The sequence below is a fragment of the Pseudomonas sp. S3_E10 genome, from assembly GCF_054667615.1.
In genome coordinates this window covers 236668-260925 of record NZ_CP162743.1, presented here as the reverse complement: position 1 = coordinate 260925, position 24258 = coordinate 236668, and the positions used below count along the sequence as shown (strand labels likewise).

Sequence of the window (24258 nt, the reverse complement as noted above, 5' to 3'; positions counted from 1 at the left end):
AGGGGCTTGCTCCCGATAGCGGTGGGTCAGAAGAAATTTACATGACTGATTCACCGCTATCGGGCAAGCCCCCTCCCACATGTGGTTTAGTGTTGATTCAGTTGGATCTGCGCTTTGGCTTGCTTCACCACATGCTCCACCGTAAAGCCGAATTTCTCCTGCAGCTTGGCCAGCGGCGCCGACGCGCCAAAGCTGTTCATCACCACCTTGGCGCCGGTTTGTCCGACATAACGGTCCCATCCCAACGGCCCTGCCTGTTCGACCACTACCCGTGCCTTTATCGCCGGTGGCAACACGCTGTCGCGGTAAGCCTGGTCCTGTTCTTCGAACAATTCCCAGCTGGGCATCGACACCAATTGCGCGGCGACCCCTTCGTTGGTGAGCTGTTCATAGGCCGCCACGGCCAGGCTGACTTCGCTGCCGGTACCGATCAGGACCACTTCGGGCTTGTTCGCCCCGGCCAACACATAAGCGCCCTTGGCTGCGCCAGTCGCTGCCGCATACTTCGTGCGGTCCAGGGTCGGCAGCGGTTGGCGTGACAGCACCACGCAGCTCGGCCGATGGGTTTGCGCCAGGGCGACTCTCCACAGCTCCAGGGTTTCATTTGCATCGCCAGGGCGCAGGGTCAGCAGCCCCGGCGTGGCGCGCAATTGCGTCAGGTGTTCGATGGGCTGGTGGGTCGGCCCGTCCTCGCCCACGCCGATGGAGTCGTGGGTGAACACAAACACCACCGGCAACTCCATGATCGCCGCCAGGCGGATCGGCGGTTTCATATAGTCGCTGAATACCAGGAACGTCGAGGTGTACGGGCGCAGGTAGGACAGCGCCATGCCATTGGCAATCGCGCCCATGGCGTGTTCGCGAATGCCGAAATGCAGGTTACGCCCGCGGTAGTCGTCGGCGCTGAAACGCCCGGCGCCGTCGAAGGTGAGGTGGGTCTTGGTCGACGGCGACAAATCAGCCGAACCACCGATCAGCCAGGGGATTTGCCGGGCGAAGGCATTCAACACCTCACCGCCTGCCGCACGACTGGCGACGCCTTTGGCATCCGCCGCATAACCCGGCAGATCTGCCTGCCACTGCGCGGGCATTTCGCCGGCGCGCATGCGCCGCAGTTCGTCGGCTAACTGCGGGTCAAGAGCGGCCAGGGTCCGGTTCCATTGCTGGTACAGCGGCTCGGCGCGCGCCTGCAGCGCGTCGCGTAATACCGTGCGTGCCTCATCGGGCACCAGGAAGCTCGAATCCTGCGGCCAGCCATACGCCGCCTTGGTCAGGCGAATTTCTTCATCGCCCAGCGGTTCGCCATGGGCGGCAGCGGTGTTGTGCTTGTGGGGCGAGCCGTAGCCGATCACGCTGTCGACCACGATCAGCGTCGGTGCGCCGGTGTTGGCCTGGAAGGTCTCCAGGGCTTCGCTCAATGCCTGCAAGTCATTGGCGTCGGCGACGTGCAAGGTGTGCCAGCCATACGCCTGGAAGCGCTTGATCACGTCCTCGCTGAACGCCAACTCGGTGTGGCCTTCGATGCTGATGGTGTTGTTGTCGTAGATCCAGCACAGGTTATCCAGCTTCAAATGCCCGGCCATCGATGCCGCTTCGCTGCTGATGCCTTCCATCATGTCGCCGTCGCCGCACAGGGTGTAGACGTTGTAGTCAAACAACACCTGGCCGTCGCGGTTGAAGCGCTCGGCCAGCCAACGCTCGGCCATGGCCATGCCCACGCTGTTGGCGCAGCCTTGGCCCAACGGCCCGGTAGTGGTCTCGACGCCGGTGGTCATGCGGTATTCCGGATGCCCTGGGGTTTTTGAGTCGGCTTGGCGAAACTGCTTGATATCGTCCAGGCTGATCGCCGGTTGCCCGGTGCGTTGGCCCTGGGCATCGATCTCCACCACACCGGCAAGATGCAACAGCGAATACAGCAGCATCGACGCATGCCCCACCGACAACACAAAACGGTCGCGGTTGGGCCAGTCGGGATGCGCCGGGTGATACCGCAGGAACCGGCTCCACAGCGTATACCCCACCGGCGCCAGGCCCATGGGCGTGCCGGGGTGGCCGGAATTGGCCTTCTGCACGGCGTCCATGGCCAGAGTGCGCAGGGTGTTGATGCATTGAGTGTCGACAGTGGTAGCCGCGTGAGTCATGAAACCGGTCTCCCTCGAAGGACGATCTATTGTTGAGGGCAGGGCGTCGCAAAGGTTTTGTCCCATCGCCGTTACCGCGACGAACGGGGCGTATTGAGCGCAAACATGACAAGACCGCCAGGAATGGGCTAGCTTCAAGGGCGTAGACCATTGATCAACATGCGGAGGTACGCCATGCCAGTGAAACACGACCTGTATCAGGATTTGGGGTTGAGCAAGGAAGTCGTTCACGAACGCAGGGCGAACGATAAACGCCTGGACTCGCTGCTCACGCAATATGACGCTGCCGACGGGGAGGTGCTCAAGGCGGAATCAGCCAGTGCCAGCGATGAAGATGTTGAGAAACTGAAGAAAAAGCGGCTTCTGATCAAAGATGAAATTGTGGGGCGATTGGGTTAAGCAGTCCCGCAACGACCGTGGCGAGGGGGCTTGCTCCCGATAGCAGTGTGTCAGGCACCGATGCATCAACTGACACGCCCTCGCCACCCACACGCCTTTGCCATTGGAGCGGCGCGGGCATCGGGTTTAGGCCAGCAGTGCGTCCAGGCACGCATCCACCGAGCGTTGCTGCGTTTGCGCATACAACTTCAGCTCATCAATTGTGTTGCGCCCCAGCGCCTGTTCGAACGCCGCCTGGTTCGAATGGGCCGCGTAGTGGCTTTGCGCGCCATCCCCCAGGTTCGACTGGAAGATCCCCGCCGCGCTCACCGGTAGAAAGTCCTCATACACCAACGGCTCTACATCGACGTGGCCGGCGGCGACCAGAGCCTCCAGCGTGCGTGGTTGGTCGGCGTGGCCGCGTGCCGCGAGGCCTTTTGGCGTGGCGAAGTAGCGGAAGTACGCCAGGCCCTGTTCGCGCATGTGTGCGTGGTTGTCGGGGAAGGCCTGGAAGTGCTGCTCCATCAATTGTGTGTAGCGTGCGGCGTTAGCCTCGTTGGGGAATGCGCCCAGTTCGTCGCGGGCGGCGTTCAGCAGTTGGTCGTAGAGGGCGCGGCCCTTGGGCGTCAGCGCGACGCCGCGTTGTTCGATTTCGCCGAAACGTGCGCTGTGGCTGCCTTGGGCGTCGGTGAAGGCGATGGCTTCGTCAAGGGCTTTGAAGCTGGTCTGGCGCAGCAGGATCGGGCACTGGCGGCGCGGCGGGCCTTCGATCACGGCCTTGGGCGTGATGCCTTTGCCGGGCATGGCGGCCTGCACCTGGTCGATGTCCAGGGTGCGCGGAGTCAGATGGTTGATGTGCGGGCCCTTGAACGCGACGACGTCGGCGATCAGGCGGTGCTGGTCGCTCAGTTGCTGGTATTGCGCGGCGGTGACGGTGGCGGCGTGGTGCCAGCGGAAGGTTTCCAGGGCCTCGCGGATAAAGTGCGCGGCGTCCTCGGCATCGAGGCCGCCGTCTGTTTCCGCCTGCCCAATCAGCGCCAGGGCGCCTGGGCTGAAGATCGACCGTTTGGCCAGGGCGGTTTCGGCGAAAGCGCGCAACTCGCGATTTTCGATCAGCTCCAGGCGCAGCAACGAGGTGAACACACGAAACGGGCTGGTTTGCAGCGCATGCTCATGGACCGCGCGAAACGCTGTGGAATGCACCGGCACGCCCGCCGGCGTGAGGTCGTAATAGCCCACCGGCTGCATGCCCATCACTGCGAACAGGCGGCCGATGGTCGCCAGTTCCGCTGCAGTGCCCAGGCGGATGGCACCGTGGCGCTCCCTGTCCAGGCGCTGGATCTCGCCGGTGCGTTGCAGTTGTTGCGCCACACCCGGTTCGCTCTGGAGCACGCGAGTGTTGACCTCGGCCACCAGATCCATCAGCGCGCCATACAGGGGAACTTCATCTCGGTACATATCGGACATGGCCTTGGAAAAGCCCTTGCGGATCTCGTCGGGGCTCACATGTGCGGTACTTGGCATAGAAAAATTCCTGATGACGGACGTGATAGGTGTGACCGTTTTCTGGATTTTGTTGGGCCCAGGGTGCGCTTGCAAACGAAGATTCCTCTGGACTTCATTCTGCAAATGAATGAGATGACACGAATATGTCAAAAACCGCGCCTGGCAAAACTTCATTTTCGAGCGGTTTTCCTAACTTATTCTTCACGGAGTCCGCCCCGGCCCCCATGAAACAATCGTCACGTTTGTAGGGATGAAAACGCCGTTTCGCACACCTTTTACATAAAAAAATATTCAGGGGCCGTCGTTAATGAAGCTATCTACACTGGCGTTATCCATCACCGCCGCCGTGCTGGCACAGCAGGCTTGCGCGGATGATTTCGGGCTCGGCGCGCTGGGCACGGGCAACGGTCACAGCGGTTTTGTGGAGGACAGTCATGCGTCCGTCAGCTCACGAACCATGTACTACAGCGCAGACAACCGCTCGGGTACCAACAACGACCTGCGCGAAGCCGCAACCGCGCTGCGTTTTGACTACAAATCCGGCTTTACCCAAGGCACGCTCGGCGTCGGTTTCGACGTGATGGCGTTCGGTGCCTTGCGCCTCGATGGCGGCGACGGTCACGCCGCCGGCCCCGGCCTGGCGGGCAACGGCAACAGCTTCTTTCCAACCAGGAACAACGGTACCGAACCTGCCGACTCCTTTGGTCGCGCTGCGGGTAATGTGAAGTTCAGGATTTCCCAGACCGAATTGCACGTCGGTGGTGGCCTGGCACCGGTGTTGCCCATCCTGGTCGCCAACGACAGCCGTGTGGCGCCGCAGACCTTTGACGGCGGCGTTCTGACTTCGAACGACATCCCCAACGTGACCTTCACCGGCGGTGAGCTGAACCGCGTCGAAGGCCGTGCTTCCAGTAACTCCACGGGGTTGAGCGTTGCCGGTGGCCAGCGCGATAGCGACAGCTTCAAATTCGGTGGCGTGGACTACAAACCCTTCGGTTCATCCGACAACAGCCTGGCAAAAAACCTGACGCTGCAGTACTACTACGCGCAGCTGCAGGACTTCTACAAACAGAACTATGTAGGCCTGGTGCACGTGCTGCCGTTGGGCAATGACCAATCGTTCAAGACCGACCTGCGTTACTTCGACAGCACCAGCGACGGCAAGAATGGTTCGAGTGGCTATGCGTTCAACAACAACGGCGGCTATGCCAAGCATGCTGGCGAAGTGGACAACAAAACCTACAGCGCAGCCTTCACTTATCAGTTGGGTGGCAGCAGCCTGATGCTCGGCCACATTGGCGTGGGGGATGACGGTGGCTTCGTCTGGGTCAACCAGGGCAGCCTGGCCGACCCGCACGCGCAAGGCGCCGGCGGCAGCGACTTCTACCTGTTTACCGATGCGGTGGTCGGCCAGTTCTCCCGGGCAGGCGAGCAGGTCAACTTCGGTCAGTATGCCTATGACTTCAAGGCCTACGTACCGGGCCTGAAGGCGTCCGTGGCGTATCTGGACGGCAAGGACATCAAGTCCAATGTCGCCGGTGGCCCCGACCAGAAAGAAAACGAAGCCGACTTCCGCTTGGACTATGTGGTGCAGGCAGGTCCGCTGAAAGGCTTCGGTACCACCTTGCGTACCGGTACCTATCACGGCAAAAACACCGGCACCGCCGACCAGGACCAGACCCGTCTGATCTTCAACTACACCTACGCGATCTTCTAACCGGGCTGCGCCCCACTGTGTAGGTACCCGGCGTTGACGGTGAGCTACCAGCGACGCAAAAAAATGTGGGAGCGGGCATAAGCCCGCTCCCACAGAGATTCAGGGTTGCCCGAGAATCAGGAAGGGAACAACTCGCTCAGCTTCATCGCCAGCATCATGTCGCCTTCGGTGCGCAGCTTGCCGCCCATGAAGGCCTGCATGCCGTCGGTGGAACCGTCGACGATGCCTTCCAGGGTTTCGCTGTCCATGACCAGGGTCACTTGGGCGTCCGGGTTTTCGCCTTCTTGCAGCTCGCAGGTCTTGTCTTTGACAACCAGGGAAAAATTCTTGGTGTCGTCAATGCGGAAACCGAATACCAGGTCCAGGCCTTCGGCAGCGCTTGGGTTGAATTTGGCTTTCATTGCTTCTACGGCTTTAGCTACGTCAGTCATGGTTTCGATCCTTTGGGGTAGAGTCCAGTGACCCTGGGGTCACGGTTGGCCGCAATTCACCGGAAGGTGATGAGCTGCGGCGCCTTCAACAGTTGCAAGTGGGTATGGCTGTTGAAGGAAGCCAGTGCCACCTCGCGACCGCGGAATTTCAGCTGGTTGAGCGAGGTGTTAACAATTTGCCAGTTCAGCTCGAAGGCCTGGGCGGCAGGCATTCGGGTAATCAGGTGGAGCAGGGCGGTGATGGTGCCGCCCGAGGTGAACACGGCGACTTTGTGCGAATTGTCCGCTGCCTCGAGAATACGTTGCAGGCCGCCTTGAACGCGCTCGACGAACCCCTGCCAGCTTTCCAGCCCTGGCGGATCATAGGTGCCGGCCAGCCAGCGCTCGATGATCAGGGCGAAGATGCGCTGGAATTCGCTGCGGTTTTGCGCGCCGTTACGCAGGATGTGCATCGCGTTGGGTTCGACGCCGAGCAGGTCAGGGAGCAACCCGCGAATAATGGCCTCACCGTCGAATTCATTGAAGGCGACGTCGGTTTCCAGCGGCGGGACCGGCAGGCCCCGGGCGCTGTATTGATCGAACGTAGCGCTGGCGGTGTGCTGTTGGCGGCGCAGGTCGCCGGCTATGCAGCGGTCGAATACCAGGCCCATGTCGGCCAGGTGGCGACCGAGGACTTGGGCTTGTTCCACGCCGAGGGGCGACAGCACGTCGTAATCGTCTGCACCGAAGGAGGCCTGGCCATGTCGAATCAGATAGATGCTGCCCACGTCCGTTTTCCCGGTACGTTGAAAGTCTGGCGAGGTTATGAGGATGCCAGGGAGCTGTCAATGAAAAAACATACGCTTGTTTTAAAAGGCTGTTGGAGTGCTGGGTTGCTGGCGGTTTGATCACTGGCCCGAACGCCTGGCCGCCGGTATGCTGGGACAATCCGCGCCTGGCGCACTGCACTTGTAAGGAGCAACATGGATTTCCTGGCCGAATACGCGAGCTTTCTGGCGAAGACCGTCACCCTGGTGGTCGCTATTCTGGTGGTACTGATCAGCTTCGCGGCATTGCGCAGCAAAGGTCGTCGCAAATCCGCCGGCCAATTGCAGGTCAGCAAGCTCAATGATTTCTACAAAGGCCTGCGTGAACGCCTGGAATCGACCCTGCTCGACAAGGACCAACTCAAGGCCTTGCGCAAGTCCGAAAGCAAAACCGAAAAGAAGAACAGCAAGCATAAACCCGAGGCCAAGCCACGGGTGTTCGTGCTGGATTTTGACGGCGACATCAAGGCCTCGGCCACCGAAAGCCTGCGCCACGAGATCACCGCGCTGCTGAGCCTGGCTACGCCCAAGGATGAAGTGGTGCTGCGCCTTGAAAGCGGCGGCGGCATGGTCCACAGCTACGGCCTGGCGTCCTCGCAACTGGCGCGTATCCGCCAGGCGGGCGTGCCGTTGACCGTGTGCATCGACAAGGTAGCGGCCAGCGGCGGCTACATGATGGCGTGCATCGGCGAGAAGATCATCAGCGCACCGTTCGCCATCCTCGGCTCCATCGGCGTAGTGGCGCAGTTGCCCAATGTGAACCGCCTGCTGAAAAAGCACGACATCGACTTTGAAGTGCTGACCGCCGGTGAATACAAGCGCACCCTCACGGTATTCGGCGAAAACACCGAAAAAGGCCGCGAGAAGTTCCAGGAAGACCTGGACATCACCCATCAGTTGTTCAAGAACTTCGTGTCGCGCTATCGCCCCCAATTGGCGATTGATGAGGTCGCGACCGGGGAAGTGTGGCTGGGTGTTGCGGCGCTCGACAAACAACTGGTCGACGAACTGCAGACCAGCGACGAATACCTGGCCACCAAGGCCAAGACCGCCGAGGTGTTCCACCTGCACTATGCCGAGCGTAAAAGCCTGCAGGAGCGCGTGGGCCTGGCGGCCAGCGGTTCGGTGGACCGCGTGCTGCTGACCTGGTGGAGCCGCTTGACCCAGCAGCGCTTCTGGTAACCCAAAACTGAAATCCAGGTAATCCCTTGTGGGAGCGGGCTTGCGGCCCTGTCAGGTCAAGCGGGGCTGGATAGAGTCCGCCAACCGCGTAAGGATCAGGCAGCACGACACCGCTCCGGCATCCAGCACGCCCAGTGAACGTTCGCCCAGGCGACTGGCGCGGCCGATCTTCGCTACCAGGTCCTTGGTCGAATCGCGGCCCTGGGACGCGGCGGCTTTCATCGCGTCCAGCGCGCCGTTGAAGGTCACCCCCGAGGCATGTGCCTGTTCAAAGGCTTCCACTGCCGGGATCAAGGTGTCCATCAGGCACTTGTCGCCTACACCGGCCTCGGTAATGTCTTGAAGCGATGTCAGCCCGCCGCGCAGCAGGTGAGCGAAGATGGCGGCATCGATGTCTTCGCTGCCCCGCACTTCATCGGCCATGCCGATGAACAGGCTGCCATACAACGGGCCCATAGAGCCGCCGATGCCTTCCATCAGGCTCAGGGTCAGTTCATCCAGTGCTTCGGCGAGGGTCAGCTGCCGGCCTTCGATCGTGCGCCCGCAATGGGCGAAACCCTTGGCCATATTGATGCCGTGGTCGCCGTCGCCAATGGCACCGTCGACCTCGCTGAGGTACTCACGGTTGGCCGTGATCACGCTGACCAGGTCGGCGACGATGGCGCTGCCCTCGTGGGTGGAAAAATGCTGGCTCATGGTTCAGTCCGCCTGGGTCATGCCGATGGAGCGGCAGGGTTGGTCGATGAGGGTTTTGAGTTCGGCATCGAGGCCGAGCAGGGTCAGGGTCACGCCCATCATTTCAAGGGAAGTGAAGTAGTTGCCGACGTAGCAGCGATGGATCTTCAGCCCCTTGGCCTTGAGCTGTTTTTCGACCTCAGCGTAGAAAATGTACAACTCCATCACCGGCGTGGCGCCGAGCCCCGAAACCAGCACCACCACACTGTCGTCCTGGCTGAAATCGCGGTCTTCAAGGATCGGCGCGAGCATGCGTTCGGCCATCGCGGCGGCCGGTTCGACAGGGATGACTTGAATGCCCGGTTCGCCATGATGACCGATGCCCAGCTCCATCTGGCCAGCGGGGATCTGGAAGTTCGGTTTGCCCACGGCCGCAATGGTGCAGGGGGTGAGACCGATGCCGATCGAGCGACAGTGATCGACGGTTTTCTGGGCAACACGAATCACGCCATCCAGATCGTAATGCTGGGCGGCAGCGGCGCCGCCGACCTTCCACATGAAAATTTCGCCAGCCACGCCACGGCGCTTGGCAATCTCGGCCTTGGGCGCCGAGGCCACGTCGTCGTTGGCGACCACTGTGCGGATGCGCATGTCTTTGCTGGCGGCCATCTTCATGGCCAGCTTCACGTTCATATTGTCGCCGGCATAGTTGCCGTACAGGCAGGCTACGCCGGCACCCTGGTCGGCGGCCCGGAAGGCGTCGAAGAAGCTTTTGGCGGTGGGCGAGGAGAAAATCTCGCCCACCGCCACCGCGTCGACCAGGCCCGGGCCGACATAGCCGAGAAACGCAGGCTCATGGCCCGAACCGCCGCCGGTGACGATGCCCACGCGGCCCTGGCCCGATGGCCTGGCCTTGACGATGACGCGCGGGTTGGCCTCGTATTGGCGCAGTTCGGGATGCGCGACCAGGATGCCGCGCAGCATGTCCTCGACCACTTGGTCCGGATCGTTGATGACTCGATTCATAACGCGGGCTCCTTTTTTTTATTGGTTCACCACTATCCAGGGTGGGAGGGCGCTCCCGATAGCGGTGTGTCAGTCAGCTTATCTATCACTGTTAAATCGCAATCGGGAGCAAGCCCCCTCAGACCTTTGGATAGGTGGTGGGCTTAAGGCTGCAGTACAACCTTGAGTGATTTATCGCCACGCTCCATCACTGCAAACGCCTCCTTGAAGTCCGCCAGCGCAAACTTGTGGGTCACCACATCGCGCATGTCGATCTTGCGGTTGCCGATAAAGTCGATGGCCCTCGGGTACATGTACGGCCCCAGGTGCGAGCCCAGGATATCCAGTTCCTTGCGGTCGCCAATGATCGACCAGTCCACCGTGGCCTCGTCGTTGAACACGCTGAATTCGACAAACCGCCCCAACTTGCGCAGCATCGCCAGCCCCTGGTTCACCGCTTTATGGTGCCCGGTGGCTTCGATATAGATGTCGCAACCGTAGCCGTCGGTGATCTCGCGGATTTTCGCCAGTACGTCCACTTCGGCGGGGTTCCACACCTCGTCCGCGCCCATGCGCAGGGCGAGGGCGGCGCGTTCGGGTTTCATGTCCAGCACGATGAGTTTTTTCGGATTGCGCAAACGCACGGCGCCGATGATGCCCAGGCCCAGTGTGCCGGCGCCTGCGACCACCACGATATCGTCATGGTCGACATTCGCGCGTTCCGCCGCGTGCAGCGAGCAGGCCAGCGGTTCGATCAGGATCGCCTCGTCAGGCGCAATGGACTCCGGCACTTTGTGAATAATGCCTTCCTTGGTGAAGATCATGTACTGGGCCATGGCGCCCTGCACATTGTTCTGAAAACCATAGAGGTCATGCTTCTGGCACATCCAGTACTGGCCGTGGTTACAGAAGCGACAGCCCCAGCACGGCACGATCTGCTCGGAAATCACCCGGTCACCGACGGCCACGCCGCGCTTTTCCGCGCCAGGGCCCAGTGCGACCACGCGGCACACGAACTCATGCCCAGGGATCATCGGTGGCTTCACGTAGCGGGGTTGCTCGGCGTCACCCCAGAACGACGGGGCGCCGCGATAGGTCTTGATATCACCCATGCAAATGCCGCACAGCTCGACCTTGGTGAGGATTTCATCGGGGCCGGGGGTGGGGACGTCGACGGTTTCCAGGCGGTAGTCTTCCGGGCCGTGGCAGACCACGGCCTGCATGGTTTTCGGGATAGCCGGGGACAGCTGTTCTGGTGTGCGTTCGGTAGCGGTGGACATGACAGGACCTCACGAAAAAAATCAATTACTGAATGCTGTAGCCGCCGTCGATCACCATGTTGGCGCCGGTGACCATCTGGGCCGCGTCGCTGAGCAGGTACAACGCCAGCCCGGCGATTTCTTCGGGTTGGGCAAAACGGCCCGCCGGGATCTGCAATTTGGCCCGCTCACCCACGTCGCCGGCCCAGGCTTTTTTGCCCAGGGCGGTCTCGACAATGGTGGGCGAGATGGCGTTGACGGTAATCCGGGGCGCCCATTCCATGGCCAATACCTTGGTCATGCCGACGATGGCCGCTTTGCTCGCGCAGTAGGCGACGTGCCGGTCCAGGCCGATCACGGCGGCCTGGGAGGCGAGGTTGACGATGCGTCCGCTGCCTTGGGCGAGCATGTGCCGGGCACAGGCTTGCGCCACGAAAAAGCTGGCCTTGAGGTTGATATCCAGGGTGGTGTCCCAGGCGCTTTCGCTGACCTGCAGAGCCTTGTCCAGCAGTACCACGCCGGCGCTGTTGATCAGGTAATCCAGGCGTTGGAACTGTTCGAATACGCTGTCGATGGTGTGCTGTATCTGGCCGACCTGGGCGAGGTCGACGGCGATGCCCAGGTGCCCGGCACCCAGCTTGGCGGCCACGTCCACCACCGTCGGGTCGCGGTCCAGCAAGGCCACGCGCGCGCCGCGCTCCGCCAGTAGGTGGGCGCAAGCCAGCCCGATGCCGGCGGCGCCTCCGGTGATCACCGCGCAGCGGCCGGTGAGGTCGAAGGCTTGGTTCCAGAAACCAGACATGAACAGACTCCATTTTTAAGCAGAGGGGAGATCAAAGTGTGGGAGGGAGCAAGCCCCCTCCCACACTTGGCTGTATTTCAAGTCAATAACTACTTGCCGCCGCTGACTTGTTTGTACAGCGCATCCGCATTGGCATTGGTCACCGGCACCCACGGCAGGATGTAGTTCTTGGCGGTGCCATCGGCCCATTTCACATCCTTGCCATACCGCTCCCAGATCACCGACCGGGGCTTGTAGTCTTTACCGGCCAATGCGCGCAATGCCACGTCCAGCGCGCCTTGGGATTGGGCCTGGGCATCCTGGAGGAAGGTGGTGACTTCATCTTTTTTTGCCGCCTGGATCGCGTCCGGCATGCCGTCGATCGACGTCACGGGCACGTCTTTGGCGGTCAGTCCATGGGACTTCAGGGCCTGCACGGCACCGAGGGCCATGTCGTCGTTCTGTGCGATCACGCCATTGATGCCCTTGGGGTGCGCGTTCAGCCAGTCCTCGGTGAGCGCCAAGGCCTGGGCGCGGTCCCAGTTGGCGGTCTTTTTCTCGATAATCTTGATGTCGGGGTATTTGCCCAGCACTTCCAGCTCGCCTTTTTCCCGGTCGATCTGCGCCGACTGGCCAATCGGGCCCTGGATGATCACCACATTGCCTTTGCCCTTGAGCTTGTCGGCCATGGCCTGGGCCTGCAGGCGTCCGCCTTCCACGTCGTCATTGCCCACATACGGCACGCTGGCATCGGCAACTTTGGCATTCGAGGCCACGACGACCACGTCATTGCTCATGGCTGCCTTGACGGTACCGATACCGGCCTTGGTATCGATCGGCACGAACAGAATGGCGTCGAAGCGTTGGGTCACCATGTTTTCGATCTGGTTGTTTTGGGTCAGGGCGTCGTAGTTGCCGTCGAACACGGTCAACTGCACGGTGCCGTCCTTGACCGCCGGATGTTCCTTCAACTCGCGTACCCAGTTCTGCATGAACTGGCCCTTGAGGCCGTAGACGGCCGCGCCGACCTTGTAGGTCTTGCCGTCGGCGGCCAGGGCGATACTGCTGGCGAGCAGGGAGAGAGCCGCCGCGGCGGCAAAGGTGGTACCCAGTTTCATGAGCGGAACTCCAGTTATTGTTGTAGTGGGTCGTTCTCTAGCGTTTTTTCTTGCGCCATACGTCGATCAGTACTGCGAACACGATGATCAGGCCCTTGGCGACCTGCTGGTAATAGGAGGAAACGCCGAGCAGGTTCAGCCCGTTATTGATCACGCCGATCAACAGCGCGCCAAACAACGTGCCGACAATGCTGCCGGTACCGCCCGACAGGCTGGTACCGCCGATTACCACCGCGGCAATCGCGTCCAGCTCATAAGACACCCCGGCCTGGGGCAGGGCGGATGTGGTGCGCGCCGACAGCACCACGCCGGCCAGCCCGGCGAGCAGGCCCGAGACCACGTACACCGAAAACATCACCTTGCGCACGCCGATACCCGAGGTGCGCGCGCTTTTTTCGTTGCCGCCCACCGCATACACATAGCGGCCGTAGGTGGTGTAGCGCAGCACCATCCAGAAAATCAGCGCGACCACCGCGAAGATCATGATCGGCACCCCAATCGGGCCAACCTTGCCGATACCCAGCGCCAGGTAGGCGTCGGGCAGGTCGGTGATCGGGCTGCCGTCGTTGAGAATAAAGGTCATGCCGCGCGCAATGCTGAGCATGCCGAGGGTGGCCACGAACGGCGGGATCGACAGGTTGGCGACCATGAAACCGTTGACCACCCCAAGCATCGCCCCGGCGAACATCCCGGCGCTGACGGCGGCCAGCAAGCCGTAGCCCTGGGTGGCAACCATGGCGCTGCACAATCCGGCAAAGGCCAGGATCGAGCCCACCGACAGGTCGATGCCCTTGGTCAGGATCACGTAGGTCATGCCCACGGCGAGAATGCCGTTGATGGAGGTCTGGCGCAGGATGTCCATCCAGTTGCGCCAGGTCATGAAGTATTCGCTGCAGAACGCCATCACCACGCACAGCAGGATAAACACCAGCGGCAGGCCGAAGCGGTCCAGGGACAGGCGCAGGCGACTGCGCGGCGCGGTGGTGACAGGCACGGTGGCGGGGGCGGAGAGTGTTTTGGCGTTCATGAGGCAAGACTCAACAAGGCTTCCTGGGAAAGGGCAGTGTCGGTGCTGATGGTCACCAGCCGGCCGCCCTTGAATACGGCGATGCGATCGCTCAGGTGCAGCAGTTCCGGGGCTTCCGACGACACCACGATGGCCGCGCCGCCGGCACGTACGAACTGGTCCAGCAGGTGGTAGATCTCCTGCTTGGCGCCTTCATCGATGCCGCGGGTCGGCTCGTCGCACAGCAGGCACACCGGTTCGGTGGACAGGCATTTGGCAAGCACCACTTTCTGCTGGTTGCCGCCGCTCATGGAAGCCACCGGCAGTTCCAGGGAGCTGGTCTTGATCTGCAGGCGCTTGACCATGTCCTGGGCGAGTTGGTTTTCCTTGCGGGCATTGATCAGCGACCAACTCGACAGGCGCTTGTAGGCCGACAGCGCGATGTTCGACAGAATGCTGCCGGTCAGCACCAGGCCGCTGTCTTTGCGGTCTTCGGTGACCAGCGACATGCCGGCGTTGATAGTCGCCTTGGGCAGGCCCGCCGGCATCGGCTTGCCTTGCAGGGTGACGCTGCCGGAGTCCGCCACCGTCAGGCCATAGATACAGTTGAGGAACTCGCTGCGGCCCGAGCCCATCAGGCCATAGATGCCGAGAATCTCGCCTTGGCGCAGGTGCAGGCTGATGTCATGGAATTCGCCGGTGCGGCTCAGGTGGTCGACTTGCAGGCAGGTGTTGGCGGCGCATTCGCGGCCGACCTTGTGGTCGATGCGCGTCAGTTCCTGGCCGACGATGCCGCGCACCAGGTGGTCGCGGTCGATATCGGCCATGCGCCCGCTTTCCACGAATGTGCCATCGCGGAAGATGCTGTAGTCATCGGCGATCTGCGCCAGCTCGCTCAAGCGGTGCGATACATACACGATGCCTGCGCCTCGCGCGGTGAGGCGGCGGATCGCTTTGAACAGGGTCTCGGTCTCACGCTCGCCGATGGCCGACGTCGGCTCGTCCATGATCATCACCTGGCAGTCATGGCTGAACGCCTTGGCGATTTCCACCAGTTGGATCTGCGCCACGCTCAGGCGATGCATGGGGCTGGTGGCGTCGACGTCGAACTCCAGGCTTTCGAGCAGCTCGCGGGTGCGGCGGTTGAGCGTCTTGTTGTCGACGATGCAGCCGGCGCGACGCGGTTCGCGGCCCAGCCAGATATTTTCGGCGACGGTCATAGAGGGGATGGGTTCCAGCTCCTGGGTGATCATCGCGATCCCCGCCGCGAGAGCTTCACTGGGGCGGTTGAACTGCACCGGTGCGCCGTTGAGCAGGAGGGTCCCGGCATCACGCTGGGTGATCCCCATGAGGATGCTCAGGAAAGTCGATTTACCTGCACCGTTGCCGCCGCACAGGGCGTGGACGCTGCCGGCCCGCAGAGAGAGGCGCCCGTCACGCAGGGCAGGGATGCCGGCGTAAGCCTTGGCGACATGTTCAGCCTGGAGCAGTAATGGCGTGGCCATCGGCGTGTCCTCGTGCTGTGAATTCTTATTAGGTCGCACAGTCATGTTTCGCTGTGATCATATGTGTATCAAATGAAATTCTGATCAGTCAATCCCTTTCATGTAAAAGCTACAATTCTGATGAATTGGGTCAATAAGGCCCCTTTAGACGGATTTGACCGCCGAGTCAGTGAAAACATGCTTGACAGTGGCTGTAAGATGCCTGAGAAATGACTGAGCAAAATTTCATTGATTGATCATATGATCGGTCTTGGGCACGATCACGGCAGTGGAGCCAGACGCCATGAACACACCTTTTGCGGTGGCTATCGGATGCGATGAAGCGGGTTTTGAGCTCAAGGAGCTGTTGAAGCGCCACATCGAGGCGCTGGGCTATCCGGTGACCGACTTCGGCACCCATTCCACGGCGCCGGTGTTGTACCCGGACATTGCGCTGGCGGTGGCCAATGCGATCAATAACGGGCAGCAGCGGCTCGGCGTACTGGTGTGCGGCACCGGTATCGGCATGGCTATTTCAGCCAACAAGGTGTTGGGCATTCGCGCGGCCCAGGCTCACGACACCTACTCGGCCGAGCGTGCGCGCAAGAGTAACGATGCGCAGATTCTGTCCATCGGCGCGCGGGTGATCGGCGCCGAGCTGGCCAAGAGCATCGTCAAATCGTTCCTGGAGTCTGAGTTCGAAGCGGCGCGTTCCGGGGCCAAGGTTGAGCGCATCAATGCGATCGAGCGTGATGGGCATCAGTAGTGGACGTAACAGGGCAAGAGTCGGGAGAATGCGCCTTTGACGCCGAAACGGAAGCCCGTCCCCATGAGTGACAGTACCCAGCGCATTGCCAGCGATATCGATCAGATGACCGAAGTGGCGATGCTCTATTACCTCGAGAACGTCACTCAGGAAGCCATCGCCAAGCGCTTCGACCTGTCGCGCGCGAAAGTCAGCCGCTTGCTCAAGCGCGCGCGCGATGAGGGGATTGTCGAGGTGCGTGTGTTGCAGCATCCGGCAATGAACAACGAGCTGGAGCGGGCGTTGGTGGAGCGCTTCAAGCTGGATCGCGCGCTGATCGCCGTCGATCACAGCGACCCCGACACCCAGCGCTCGGCCGTCGCCAGCCTGGTGGCGAATTACCTGAACAAGACCTTGAGTGACGGCATGATCGTCGCCGTGGGCATGGGCCGCAACGTCGGGGCCGTTGCCGATAATGTGTTCTTGCCGGTGACGCGCAACTGTACGTTTGTTTGCGCCATCGGCGGCTCGCTCAAGGCGGGCGAATACATGAACCCTGACCACATCTGCCGTCGCCTGGCCCTGCGTTTTGGCGGTGAAAGTGAAAGCCTGTACGCCCCGGCCCTGGTGGCCAACCCGGAACTGCGCGGCGTGTTGATCAACAACGATACGGTGCGCTCGACCCTGGACCGTGCGCGCCGGGCGGATATTGCGCTGATCGGCATCGGCGACATGAGCGAAAACAGCAACATGGTGCGCATGGGGTGGTTCTCGCCGCAGGAAATCGCCCAGGCGCGGTTGTCCGGCACCGTGGGCGACATGATGGGCTATGACTTTATCGACATTCATGGCCAGCCGGCGGTCAACGCCATCCAGGGGCGAGTGATCGGCTTGACGGTGCAAGAGTTGTTTCGGATTCCCGACGTGGTGGCGATTGCCAGTGAGAACACCAAGGCGGCGGCGACGCTGGGGGCTTTGCGCTCGGGGGTGATCAATACCCTCGCAACCACCGTCACGAATGCCCACACCATTTTGGCGTTGGACGACGCCACCCGAAAATCCTGATTCAACAGGGGATCACAGTGTGGGAAGGGGCAAGCCCTCGTACGTTGTGATCATCCGCTGCTTATAGAGACAGGTTTTGTAATAGTTTTGCGTTGTAGGACATTTGTATTTCGCCTGTACGATTCAAGTCCTTTTCCCATCGCAGGACTTGCATGAACACCCTCTCGGAGCCTCCCAGTCGTCTTTTCCCAAGACACCCGCTGTCGCTGTTCCAGCTGAAGCATCCCGTATTCCGTCTACTCATCCTGTCCCGGTCCACTGATCGCGCATTGCTGTGTCTGGCATTCTGAACATCGTTAAAGAGGCTTTATAAATGGAATGGTTAGCGGACCCAACGGCCTGGCTCGGCCTGTTGACGTTGATTGTGCTGGAACTGGTGCTGGGCATCGACAACCTGGTGTTTATCGCGATCCTGGCCGACAAGTTGCCGCCGGAACAGCGCGACCGTGCGCGGTTGATCGGTTTGTCCCTGGCGCTGCTGATGCGCCTGGGCCTGCTGGCGAGTATTTCCTGGCTGGTGACCCTTACCCAGCCGCTGTTCGAAGTGTTCGACAAGAGCTTCTCCGGCCGTGACCTGATCATGCTGTTTGGCGGTGTGTTCCTGCTGTTCAAGGCCACCATGGAGCTGCACGAACGCCTTGAAGGTCATGTGGCGCAGCGCGCGGGCAATGTGGCTTACGCGATGTTCTGGCCGATCGTGGCGCAGATCGTGGTGCTCGATGCGGTGTTCTCGCTGGATGCGGTGATTACCGCGGTGGGCATGGTCGATGAACTGGCGGTGATGATGATCGCGGTGATCATTTCCATTGGCCTGATGATCGTCGCCAGCAAACCGCTGACGCGCTTCGTCAATGCTCATCCCACGGTGATCATGCTGTGCCTGGGCTTTTTGATGATGATCGGTTTTGCCCTGACTGCCGAGGGCCTGGGCTTTCATATTCCCAAGGGTTATCTGTACGCGGCGATTGGTTTCTCGATCCTGATCGAGGTGTTCAACCAGATTGCTCGCGCTCGTCGCAAAAAGTCGGCGCAGGGTGTGTTGCCGGTGCGTGAGCGAACCGCCCATGCGGTGATGCGCTTGCTGGGCGGTCGCAGCCTGGCGGTGGAAGAAGTGGGCGAGGAGGTGGCCGACCTTCTGGGCGAGACGGATGCGGCGCAAGGCCCGCTGTTTGACCGTCGTGAGCGGGTGATGATCAGCGGTGTGCTGCAATTGGCTGAGCGGCCGATCCGCAGCCTGATGACGCCGCGGGCCAAGGTCGACTTCATCGACCTGGCGGACGATGCCGATTCGATTCGTCTGAAGCTGATGCATTCGTCCTACTCGCGCTTGCCGCTGATCCGTAATGGCGCGGTGGATGAGCCCTTGGGTTTTGTGCACAAAAAAGAGTTGCTCAAGGCGTGCCTGGCCGGCAACGAGCTGAACCTGGAGCACCTGGCGCGCCGCGCGATCAACCTGCTGGAGAGCTTCTCGATCCTCAATGCTCTGGAGCAGATGCGCCAGGAGTCGACCCATATCGCCTTTGTGATCAATGAATTCGGGGATTTCATGGGCGTATTGAGCATGACCGACATCCTTGAGTCCATCGCCGGTGAGTTACCGGATGCCAGTGAGATCGAGGGGCCGGATATTGTCGAGGAAGGCGGTGGCTTCCGTGCCAACGGCGCCTTGAACCTCAATCAAGTGCGTCAGCGTACCGGCTTCAAGGCGGTCGCGACCCAGGATTATCAAACCCTGGCAGGGTTGGTAGTGAGTCTGCTAGATCGCCTGCCAAGGGTGGGCGACAGCCTGGAACATGAGGGCTGGCGCTTGACGGTTGCGGCGGTGGAGGAGCGACGGGTGACACAGGTGGCGTTAGTACCGTTGGCGCATAGTCACTGAATACTTCCTCTAGGATCGCTTCCTGTTCCTGCGGTTCACCGATGCCCTTGAGGTTTTCTACCTCAAGGGCATTTTTGTACACCACCAGGGTAGGGGTTCCGTCCACGCCGTCGATTCTCGGGGTTTGGCTGGTGTCCAGCAGCAGGCTTTTGACGCGGTCGGCGTACCGTTCGGCAACGCGGTGGAAGCGTGGGCCAAGCCCGAGACATGCCTGGCAGTACGGTGAGGTAAACAGCACGATGACCAGCGTGTGTTTCTTCAGGATCCGATGGTACTCATCAAGGTCCTTGATAACCGAAGTGATTACGCCCATGAGAACCTCCTTGTGCACCCGGCTTTAATGTTGTCGTGGGTACGCTAAGTCACAGGATTCCCAGCGTCTACTGTCAACCTTCACAGGTAGACGCGCTCGCGTTGTCATTTTGCGGGGCCAACCGCCAATTCAGCCCGAGGAAGTTTCCATGGGCGGTCATGCCCGGTAACGGGGCGGTGATGCACCTCCGTGGCGCTGTCACCCCTGCGTGGGGCCTTCGGTAGCAATTTGATTTCAGATGCTGGCGCAACGCCTCATCTCCTGGCTCCGTCCATCTAGCTGATTAGAAACGAGTTTATGACGACGATAGGTTGCCCTTCAGATGTGTGGCACACTTTCTGCTGTCTATTCCGTTGTTACATACTAAGTTCCGTTATAGCGGAATACACAATCCTTGGAGTGCTTGTCATGCATCACCGACCTTCCGTGTTCAAAGCGTGTGTTTTTCTCTTCGCCGCATCGGCTTCCCTCGCAGGCATCGTGCAGGCGGCGGACAGCAAGCTCGATAACGTGCTCAAGCGTGGGCACCTGATCGTGGGTACAGGCAGTACCAATGCGCCGTGGCACTTCCAGGGAGCGGATGGCAAGTTGCAAGGGTTCGATATCGACATCGGTCGCATCGTGGCCAAGGGGTTGTTCAATGACCCGTCCAAGGTCGAGTTTGTGGTGCAGTCGTCCGACGCACGTATTCCCAACCTGCTGACCGACAAGGTCGACATGAGTTGCCAGTTCATTACCGTCACCGCCAGCCGTGCGCAGCAAGTGGCGTTCACCCTGCCGTACTACCGCGAAGGGGTGGGCCTGCTGCTACCGGCCAACAGCAAATACAAAGAGATTGAAGACCTGCAGGCCGCCGGCGACGGCGTTACCGTGGCCGTGCTGCAAAACGTGTATGCCGAAGAACTGGTGCACCAGGCGCTGCCCAAGGCCAAGGTCGACCAGTACGACAGCGTCGACCTGATGTACCAGGCCGTGAACTCCGGCCGCGCCGATGCAGCCGCCACCGACCAGTCCTCGGTCAAATACCTGATGGTGCAGAACCCCGGCCGTTACCGCAGCCCGGCCTACGCCTGGAGCCCGCAAACCTATGCGTGCGCAGTCAAGCGTGGCGACCAGGATTGGCTGAACTTCGTCAATACCGCCCTGCATGAAGCCATGACCGGTGTGGAGTTCCCCACCTACAAGGCCTCGTTCAAGCAATGGTTTGGCGTTGATCTGCCCGAGCCGGCGATTGGTTTCCCTGTTGAATTCAAGTGATTCGGACTAACCGGGGCGCCCGTCAGGGCGCCCCAATCAGGTACTGCTGACCATGAACTACCAGTTGAACTTTGCCGCCGTGTGGCGCGATTTCGACACCTTGCTGGCGGGGCTCGGCCTGGGCCTGCAACTGGCTGTGCTGTCGATCGCCATCGGTTGCGTGATCGGCCTGCTGATGGCCTTCGCCATGCTGTCCCGGCACCGCGCCTTGCGCCTCTTCGCCTCGGTGTATGTGACGGTGATCCGCAATACGCCGATCCTGGTGCTGATCCTGTTGATCTACTTCGCCTTGCCCAGCCTGGGGGTCCGGCTGGACAAGATCCCCTCGTTCATCATCACCTTGTCGCTCTACGCCGGTGCCTACCTGACCGAAGTATTCCGCGCCGGGCTGTTGAATATTCCCAAGGGGCTGCGTGAAGCCGGGCTGGCGATTGGCCTCGGTGAGTGGCGTATCCGCGCTTATATCACCGTGCCGGTGATGCTGCGCAACGTGCTGCCCGCGCTGTCGAACAACTTTATCTCGCTGTTCAAGGACACCTCGCTGGCCGCTGCCATCGCGGTGCCCGAACTGACGTATTACGCCCGCAAGATCAACGTTGAAAGCTACCGGGTAATTGAAACCTGGCTGGTCACGACCGCGCTCTACGTGGCGGCCTGTTACCTCATTGCCATGCTGCTCCGTTACTTGGAACAGCGTCTGGCGATCCGTCGTTAAGGAGGGTTTGCATGTACGAGTCTCCCAGTTGGCTGCAGGAGTTGTGGATCGCCCGGGACACCCTCTGGGCGGGGTTTCAAACCAGCATTTATTGTTCGGCGCTGGCGATTATCTTCGGCACTCTGATCGGTATTTTTGCCGGGCTGGTGCTGACCTACGGCACATTCTGGATGCGTGCGCCGTTTCGTCTTTACGTGGATCTGATCCGTGGCACGCCGGTGTTTGTGCTGGTGCTGGCCTGTTTCTACATGCTGCCGGCCCTCGGTTGGCAGATCAGCGCATTCCAGGCCGGTGCGGTCGGTCTGACCTTATTCTGTGGCTCCCACGTCTCGGAAATCGTGCGCGGCGCGCTGCAAGCCATTCCCCGTGGGCAGTTGGAAGCGGGCAAGGCGATTGGCCTGACGTTTCGCCAATCCCTGGCCTACGTATTGTTGCCCCAGGCGCTGCGCCAGATCCTGCCGACCTGGGTCAATTCCTCCACGGAAATCGTCAAGGCCTCGACCCTGCTCTCGGTGATCGGCGTGGCCGAGTTGCTGCTGAGCACCCAACAGGTGATCGCGCGCACCTTCATGACCCTGGAGTTCTACCTGTTCGCCGGCTTCATGTTCTTTGTCATCAACTACGCCATCGAGTTATTCGGGCGCTACATAGAAAAACGGGTGGCCTTGCCATGAACCAACCTCAAACAACCGAGCCGCTGCTGAACATTTGCGGTTTGCGTAAACAATACGGCGCGGTCGAAGTGCTCAAGGGCGTCGACCTGTCGATGCAGCGCGGCAACGTGGTGACCTTGATCGGCTCCAGCGGCTCGGGCAAGACCACGTTGTTGCGTTGCGTCAACCTGCTGGAAGAATTCCAGGGCGGCCGGATCACCCTGGACGGCGAGTCCATCGGCTACAGCGATATCGGTGGCAAGCGCGTGCGTCACCCGGAGCGCGTGATTGCCCAACACCGTGCGATGACCGGCATGGCGTTCCAGCAGTTCAACCTGTTTCCGCATTTGACCGCGTTGCAAAACGTCACCCTGGGCCTGCTCAAAGTCAAAAAAATGGGCAAGGATGAGGCGGTGGCGTTGGCCGAAAAATGGCTGGACCGCGTCGGCTTGCTGGAACGTCGCAACCACTTCCCCGGCCAGTTGTCCGGCGGCCAGCAACAGCGGGTGGCGATTGCCCGCGCCATTGCCATGAACCCCAGCCTGATGCTGTTCGACGAAGTCACCTCGGCCCTCGACCCGGAATTGGTCGGGGAGGTACTCAGCGTCATCAAGGGGCTGGCGGAAGAGGGCATGACCATGTTGCTGGTTACCCACGAAATGCGTTTTGCCTATGAAGTTTCAGACAAGATCGTGTTCATGAACCAGGGGCGTATCGAGGAGCAGGGGTCGTCGAAAGACATATTCGAACGGCCGCAGTCGCCGCGCCTGGCTGAATTTTTGAAGAATATTCGTTTTTAATCAGGAGCATTTTTTATGAGCATCACTCGTTACGGTGCCGGTAGCACTGCCGGCGGCGGTCAGCCGCGCCCTTTCGCCCGCGCGGTGGAGGCGGACGGTTGGTTGTACGTCTCAGGTCAGGTGCCTGCGGTGGACGGTGAAATCATCACCGGCGGCATCATCGAACAAACCCGGCAGACTATGCGCAATGTGGTAGCGATCCTCGAAGAAGCCGGCTACGAACTCAAGGACGTGGTGCGCGTGGGCGTGTGGCTCGAAGACCCGCGGGACTTCTGGAGTTTCAACAAGGTGTTCGGCGAATACTTCAGCCCCGAGCACGCCCCGGCGCGGGCCTGTGTGCAGGCCAACATGATGGTCGATTGCAAGGTCGAGATCGATTGCGTGGCCTACAAGAAAAAGGGCTAAATTGCCCGACTCTTGAAAGCACGGCAAATCAAGTGTGGGAGGGGCAAGCCCCCGATGAGGGGGTGTCAATGAATGCATCTGACACTGACCCACCGCTATCGGGAGCAAGCCCCCTCCCACAGGGTTCACTGTGCAGCACAACCCTTTTACCGGACCGAAAACTGTCATGACCGAAGACACCATCAAACGCCGCGCCAAAGGCCTGGACCGTGCATTCGATATCCTCGATTTCCTCAAGGAGATCGGCCAGCCCCTGCGTCCGAATGATATTGCCAGTGGCATCGGCAGCCCCAAGTCCACCGTCTACGAACTGGTCGCTTCCTTGTTGGAGCGGCGCATCCTGGAAACCGTGGGCAAGGACGGCCACGTGTACCTGGGCCGCCAGCTGTACTTTCTCGGCCAGGCGCACTTGCGCCACTTCGACCTGACCCGCGAGGCCGACCACGCCTTGCAGGAAATCGTCAGCCAAACCCACGAAACCGCGCAGATGTGCCTGCTCAACGGGCGCAAATACACCGTGGCGCTGATGCGCGAAGGTGAGCGGCATTTCCGGATTTCCTCGGACATCGGCGAAAACGCACCGATTCCGTGGACCGCCTCCGGGCGCCTGTTGCTGGGGCACTTGAGCGACCAGCAGATTGTCGAGCTGATCGACCCCGACGATTTCATCCTGCCGGACGGCCAGCGCTTGGCGCTGGACACGTTCCTGGCGCAAATCCGTCAGGCCACCCTCGATGGGTTCTTCTCCTTCGACAGCGTGGCCGACACCTTTACCCATTGCTTTGCCGCCCCGGTGCGGGACGCGCAGGGCGTCAGCATCGCGACCCTGTGCATTGTCGCGCCACGCGCCGACGCGATTAAAAATTACAACGACTATCGCCGGGTGTTGATCGACAGCGCCAACAACCTGGCCCGTCGCATCAACGAATAGGAGTTT

The 24258-nt window shown here is 60.8% G+C and carries 23 protein-coding genes and 1 pseudogene; 12 read left to right on the top strand and 12 right to left on the bottom strand.

Annotated features, from left to right (window positions below):
* Window positions 1–86 precede the first annotated feature (86 nt).
* Window positions 87–2141 (bottom strand): transketolase, encoded by a 2055-nt coding sequence (tkt, locus tag AB4N98_RS01075; protein WP_223497137.1) that lies wholly within the window; start codon window positions 2139–2141, stop codon window positions 87–89.
* 174 nt (window positions 2142–2315) lie between these two features.
* Between tkt and AB4N98_RS01070 the strand changes: the two genes are divergently transcribed.
* Window positions 2316–2540: a DUF465 domain-containing protein gene (locus AB4N98_RS01070; protein WP_017528011.1), complete on the top strand. Its 225-nt coding sequence runs from the start codon at window positions 2316–2318 to the stop codon at window positions 2538–2540.
* A 126-nt stretch (window positions 2541–2666) separates the two neighbouring features.
* Here the strand turns inward: AB4N98_RS01070 and hglS are convergent, their stop codons facing one another.
* The gene (hglS, locus tag AB4N98_RS01065; protein WP_017528010.1) at window positions 2667–4043 is read right to left on the bottom strand and encodes a 2-oxoadipate dioxygenase/decarboxylase HglS; all 1377 of its coding nucleotides are present in this window, start codon (window positions 4041–4043) and stop codon (window positions 2667–2669) included.
* A 289-nt stretch (window positions 4044–4332) separates the two neighbouring features.
* Here hglS and AB4N98_RS01060 point away from each other — a divergent pair, with 289 nt between their 5' ends.
* Window positions 4333–5742 carry an OprD family outer membrane porin gene (locus AB4N98_RS01060; RefSeq protein WP_137220260.1) on the top strand — a complete coding sequence of 470 codons (1410 nt, stop codon included), beginning with the start codon at window positions 4333–4335 and terminating at the stop codon, window positions 5740–5742.
* Between the two features lie 116 nt (window positions 5743–5858).
* Here AB4N98_RS01060 and AB4N98_RS01055 read toward each other — a convergent pair whose 3' ends face one another.
* Window positions 5859–6173, bottom strand: coding sequence for an SCP2 sterol-binding domain-containing protein (locus AB4N98_RS01055; RefSeq protein WP_005788868.1), 315 nt, complete (start codon window positions 6171–6173; stop codon window positions 5859–5861).
* A gap of 56 nt (window positions 6174–6229) precedes the next feature.
* Window positions 6230–6940, bottom strand: a complete 711-nt coding sequence (locus AB4N98_RS01050) for a histidine phosphatase family protein (RefSeq protein ID WP_368949855.1) — start codon at window positions 6938–6940, stop codon at window positions 6230–6232.
* A 195-nt stretch (window positions 6941–7135) separates the two neighbouring features.
* On the opposite strand from AB4N98_RS01050, the gene sohB reads away from it, so the two are divergent.
* Complete coding sequence (sohB, locus tag AB4N98_RS01045) at window positions 7136–8161, top strand: protease SohB (protein ID WP_017528007.1); 1026 nt, start codon at window positions 7136–7138, stop codon at window positions 8159–8161.
* Window positions 8162–8212: 51 nt separating this feature from the next.
* On the opposite strand, the gene dhaL is transcribed toward sohB, so the two are convergent.
* From dhaL to AB4N98_RS01010, 7 genes are all read right to left on the bottom strand, one after another.
* The gene (gene dhaL / locus AB4N98_RS01040; RefSeq protein WP_065878333.1) at window positions 8213–8857 is read right to left on the bottom strand and encodes a dihydroxyacetone kinase subunit DhaL; all 645 of its coding nucleotides are present in this window, start codon (window positions 8855–8857) and stop codon (window positions 8213–8215) included.
* A 3-nt stretch (window positions 8858–8860) separates the two neighbouring features.
* Entirely contained in the window at window positions 8861–9862 is a 1002-nt protein-coding gene (locus AB4N98_RS01035) for a dihydroxyacetone kinase subunit DhaK (protein ID WP_068934757.1), read from the bottom strand.
* Window positions 9863–10005: 143 nt separating this feature from the next.
* Window positions 10006–11121 (bottom strand): MDR/zinc-dependent alcohol dehydrogenase-like family protein, encoded by a 1116-nt coding sequence (locus tag AB4N98_RS01030; RefSeq protein WP_065878341.1) that lies wholly within the window; start codon window positions 11119–11121, stop codon window positions 10006–10008.
* 25 nt (window positions 11122–11146) lie between these two features.
* Window positions 11147–11902, bottom strand: coding sequence for an SDR family oxidoreductase (locus tag AB4N98_RS01025; protein WP_017528003.1), 756 nt, complete (start codon window positions 11900–11902; stop codon window positions 11147–11149).
* 89 nt (window positions 11903–11991) lie between these two features.
* Window positions 11992–12999 (bottom strand): substrate-binding domain-containing protein, encoded by a 1008-nt coding sequence (locus AB4N98_RS01020; protein ID WP_017528002.1) that lies wholly within the window; start codon window positions 12997–12999, stop codon window positions 11992–11994.
* A gap of 37 nt (window positions 13000–13036) precedes the next feature.
* A complete protein-coding gene (locus tag AB4N98_RS01015) occupies window positions 13037–14026 on the bottom strand; it encodes an ABC transporter permease (protein WP_017528001.1) in 990 nt (329 codons plus the stop codon).
* Complete coding sequence (locus tag AB4N98_RS01010) at window positions 14023–15510, bottom strand: sugar ABC transporter ATP-binding protein (RefSeq protein ID WP_017528000.1); 1488 nt, start codon at window positions 15508–15510, stop codon at window positions 14023–14025. Before AB4N98_RS01010 ends, AB4N98_RS01015 begins: the two co-directional genes overlap by 4 nt.
* Before the next feature lie 283 nt (window positions 15511–15793).
* Between AB4N98_RS01010 and rpiB the strand changes: the two genes are divergently transcribed.
* From rpiB to AB4N98_RS00995, 3 genes are all read left to right on the top strand, one after another.
* The gene (gene rpiB / locus AB4N98_RS01005; RefSeq protein WP_017527999.1) at window positions 15794–16255 is read left to right on the top strand and encodes a ribose 5-phosphate isomerase B; all 462 of its coding nucleotides are present in this window, start codon (window positions 15794–15796) and stop codon (window positions 16253–16255) included.
* Between the two features lie 63 nt (window positions 16256–16318).
* The gene (locus AB4N98_RS01000; RefSeq protein WP_017527998.1) at window positions 16319–17299 is read left to right on the top strand and encodes a sugar-binding transcriptional regulator; all 981 of its coding nucleotides are present in this window, start codon (window positions 16319–16321) and stop codon (window positions 17297–17299) included.
* Window positions 17300–17612: 313 nt separating this feature from the next.
* Window positions 17613–19178 (top strand): TerC family protein, encoded by a 1566-nt coding sequence (locus AB4N98_RS00995; protein ID WP_460149168.1) that lies wholly within the window; start codon window positions 17613–17615, stop codon window positions 19176–19178.
* Window positions 19179–19272: 94 nt separating this feature from the next.
* On the opposite strand, the pseudogene AB4N98_RS00990 reads toward AB4N98_RS00995, so the two are convergent.
* Window positions 19273–19491: pseudogene (locus AB4N98_RS00990) on the bottom strand (thioredoxin family protein); the annotation flags it as partial.
* A 408-nt stretch (window positions 19492–19899) separates the two neighbouring features.
* Here AB4N98_RS00990 and AB4N98_RS00985 point away from each other — a divergent pair.
* The 6 genes from AB4N98_RS00985 to AB4N98_RS00960 all read left to right on the top strand — a co-directional run bounded on the left by AB4N98_RS00985 (window position 19900) and on the right by AB4N98_RS00960 (window position 24252).
* On the top strand, window positions 19900–20748 hold the full coding sequence (locus AB4N98_RS00985; RefSeq protein ID WP_017527995.1) for a transporter substrate-binding domain-containing protein: 849 nt from the start codon (window positions 19900–19902) through the stop codon (window positions 20746–20748).
* 52 nt (window positions 20749–20800) lie between these two features.
* Window positions 20801–21463: an amino acid ABC transporter permease gene (locus AB4N98_RS00980; RefSeq protein WP_017527994.1), complete on the top strand. Its 663-nt coding sequence runs from the start codon at window positions 20801–20803 to the stop codon at window positions 21461–21463.
* A gap of 11 nt (window positions 21464–21474) precedes the next feature.
* Complete coding sequence (locus tag AB4N98_RS00975) at window positions 21475–22137, top strand: amino acid ABC transporter permease (RefSeq protein ID WP_065878347.1); 663 nt, start codon at window positions 21475–21477, stop codon at window positions 22135–22137.
* A complete protein-coding gene (locus AB4N98_RS00970; RefSeq protein ID WP_017527992.1) occupies window positions 22134–22916 on the top strand; it encodes an amino acid ABC transporter ATP-binding protein in 783 nt (260 codons plus the stop codon). The genes AB4N98_RS00975 and AB4N98_RS00970 overlap by 4 nt, the downstream gene beginning before the upstream one ends.
* 15 nt (window positions 22917–22931) lie before the next feature.
* Window positions 22932–23321, top strand: coding sequence for a RidA family protein (locus AB4N98_RS00965; protein WP_017527991.1), 390 nt, complete (start codon window positions 22932–22934; stop codon window positions 23319–23321).
* 166 nt (window positions 23322–23487) lie between these two features.
* Window positions 23488–24252 (top strand): IclR family transcriptional regulator, encoded by a 765-nt coding sequence (locus AB4N98_RS00960; protein WP_017527990.1) that lies wholly within the window; start codon window positions 23488–23490, stop codon window positions 24250–24252.
* The last annotated feature ends 6 nt before the right edge of the window (window positions 24253–24258 follow it).

What these genes read in the sequence shown, in the direction of transcription:
- AB4N98_RS01070 (WP_017528011.1), top strand. Translation starts at nt 2,316, where the DNA reads ATGCCAGTGAAACACGACCTGTATCAGGATTTGGGGTTGAGCAAGGAA.
- AB4N98_RS01000 (WP_017527998.1), top strand. Translation starts at nt 16,319, where the DNA reads ATGAGTGACAGTACCCAGCGCATTGCCAGCGATATCGATCAGATGACC.
- AB4N98_RS01055 (WP_005788868.1), bottom strand. Translation starts at nt 6,173, where the DNA reads ATGACTGACGTAGCTAAAGCCGTAGAAGCAATGAAAGCCAAATTCAAC.
- AB4N98_RS01060 (WP_137220260.1), top strand. Translation starts at nt 4,333, where the DNA reads ATGAAGCTATCTACACTGGCGTTATCCATCACCGCCGCCGTGCTGGCA.
- AB4N98_RS01025 (WP_017528003.1), bottom strand. Translation starts at nt 11,902, where the DNA reads ATGTCTGGTTTCTGGAACCAAGCCTTCGACCTCACCGGCCGCTGCGCG.
- AB4N98_RS01035 (WP_068934757.1), bottom strand. Translation starts at nt 9,862, where the DNA reads ATGAATCGAGTCATCAACGATCCGGACCAAGTGGTCGAGGACATGCTG.
- AB4N98_RS00980 (WP_017527994.1), top strand. Translation starts at nt 20,801, where the DNA reads ATGAACTACCAGTTGAACTTTGCCGCCGTGTGGCGCGATTTCGACACC.
- sohB (WP_017528007.1), top strand. Translation starts at nt 7,136, where the DNA reads ATGGATTTCCTGGCCGAATACGCGAGCTTTCTGGCGAAGACCGTCACC.
- AB4N98_RS01020 (WP_017528002.1), bottom strand. Translation starts at nt 12,999, where the DNA reads ATGAAACTGGGTACCACCTTTGCCGCCGCGGCGGCTCTCTCCCTGCTC.
- AB4N98_RS01015 (WP_017528001.1), bottom strand. Translation starts at nt 14,026, where the DNA reads ATGAACGCCAAAACACTCTCCGCCCCCGCCACCGTGCCTGTCACCACC.
- tkt (WP_223497137.1), bottom strand. Translation starts at nt 2,141, where the DNA reads ATGACTCACGCGGCTACCACTGTCGACACTCAATGCATCAACACCCTG.
- AB4N98_RS01010 (WP_017528000.1), bottom strand. Translation starts at nt 15,510, where the DNA reads ATGGCCACGCCATTACTGCTCCAGGCTGAACATGTCGCCAAGGCTTAC.
- AB4N98_RS00995 (WP_460149168.1), top strand. Translation starts at nt 17,613, where the DNA reads ATGGAATGGTTAGCGGACCCAACGGCCTGGCTCGGCCTGTTGACGTTG.
- AB4N98_RS00975 (WP_065878347.1), top strand. Translation starts at nt 21,475, where the DNA reads ATGTACGAGTCTCCCAGTTGGCTGCAGGAGTTGTGGATCGCCCGGGAC.
- AB4N98_RS01030 (WP_065878341.1), bottom strand. Translation starts at nt 11,121, where the DNA reads ATGTCCACCGCTACCGAACGCACACCAGAACAGCTGTCCCCGGCTATC.
- AB4N98_RS00965 (WP_017527991.1), top strand. Translation starts at nt 22,932, where the DNA reads ATGAGCATCACTCGTTACGGTGCCGGTAGCACTGCCGGCGGCGGTCAG.
- dhaL (WP_065878333.1), bottom strand. Translation starts at nt 8,857, where the DNA reads ATGAGCCAGCATTTTTCCACCCACGAGGGCAGCGCCATCGTCGCCGAC.
- AB4N98_RS00970 (WP_017527992.1), top strand. Translation starts at nt 22,134, where the DNA reads ATGAACCAACCTCAAACAACCGAGCCGCTGCTGAACATTTGCGGTTTG.
- rpiB (WP_017527999.1), top strand. Translation starts at nt 15,794, where the DNA reads ATGAACACACCTTTTGCGGTGGCTATCGGATGCGATGAAGCGGGTTTT.
- AB4N98_RS00960 (WP_017527990.1), top strand. Translation starts at nt 23,488, where the DNA reads ATGACCGAAGACACCATCAAACGCCGCGCCAAAGGCCTGGACCGTGCA.
- AB4N98_RS00985 (WP_017527995.1), top strand. Translation starts at nt 19,900, where the DNA reads ATGCATCACCGACCTTCCGTGTTCAAAGCGTGTGTTTTTCTCTTCGCC.
- hglS (WP_017528010.1), bottom strand. Translation starts at nt 4,043, where the DNA reads ATGCCAAGTACCGCACATGTGAGCCCCGACGAGATCCGCAAGGGCTTT.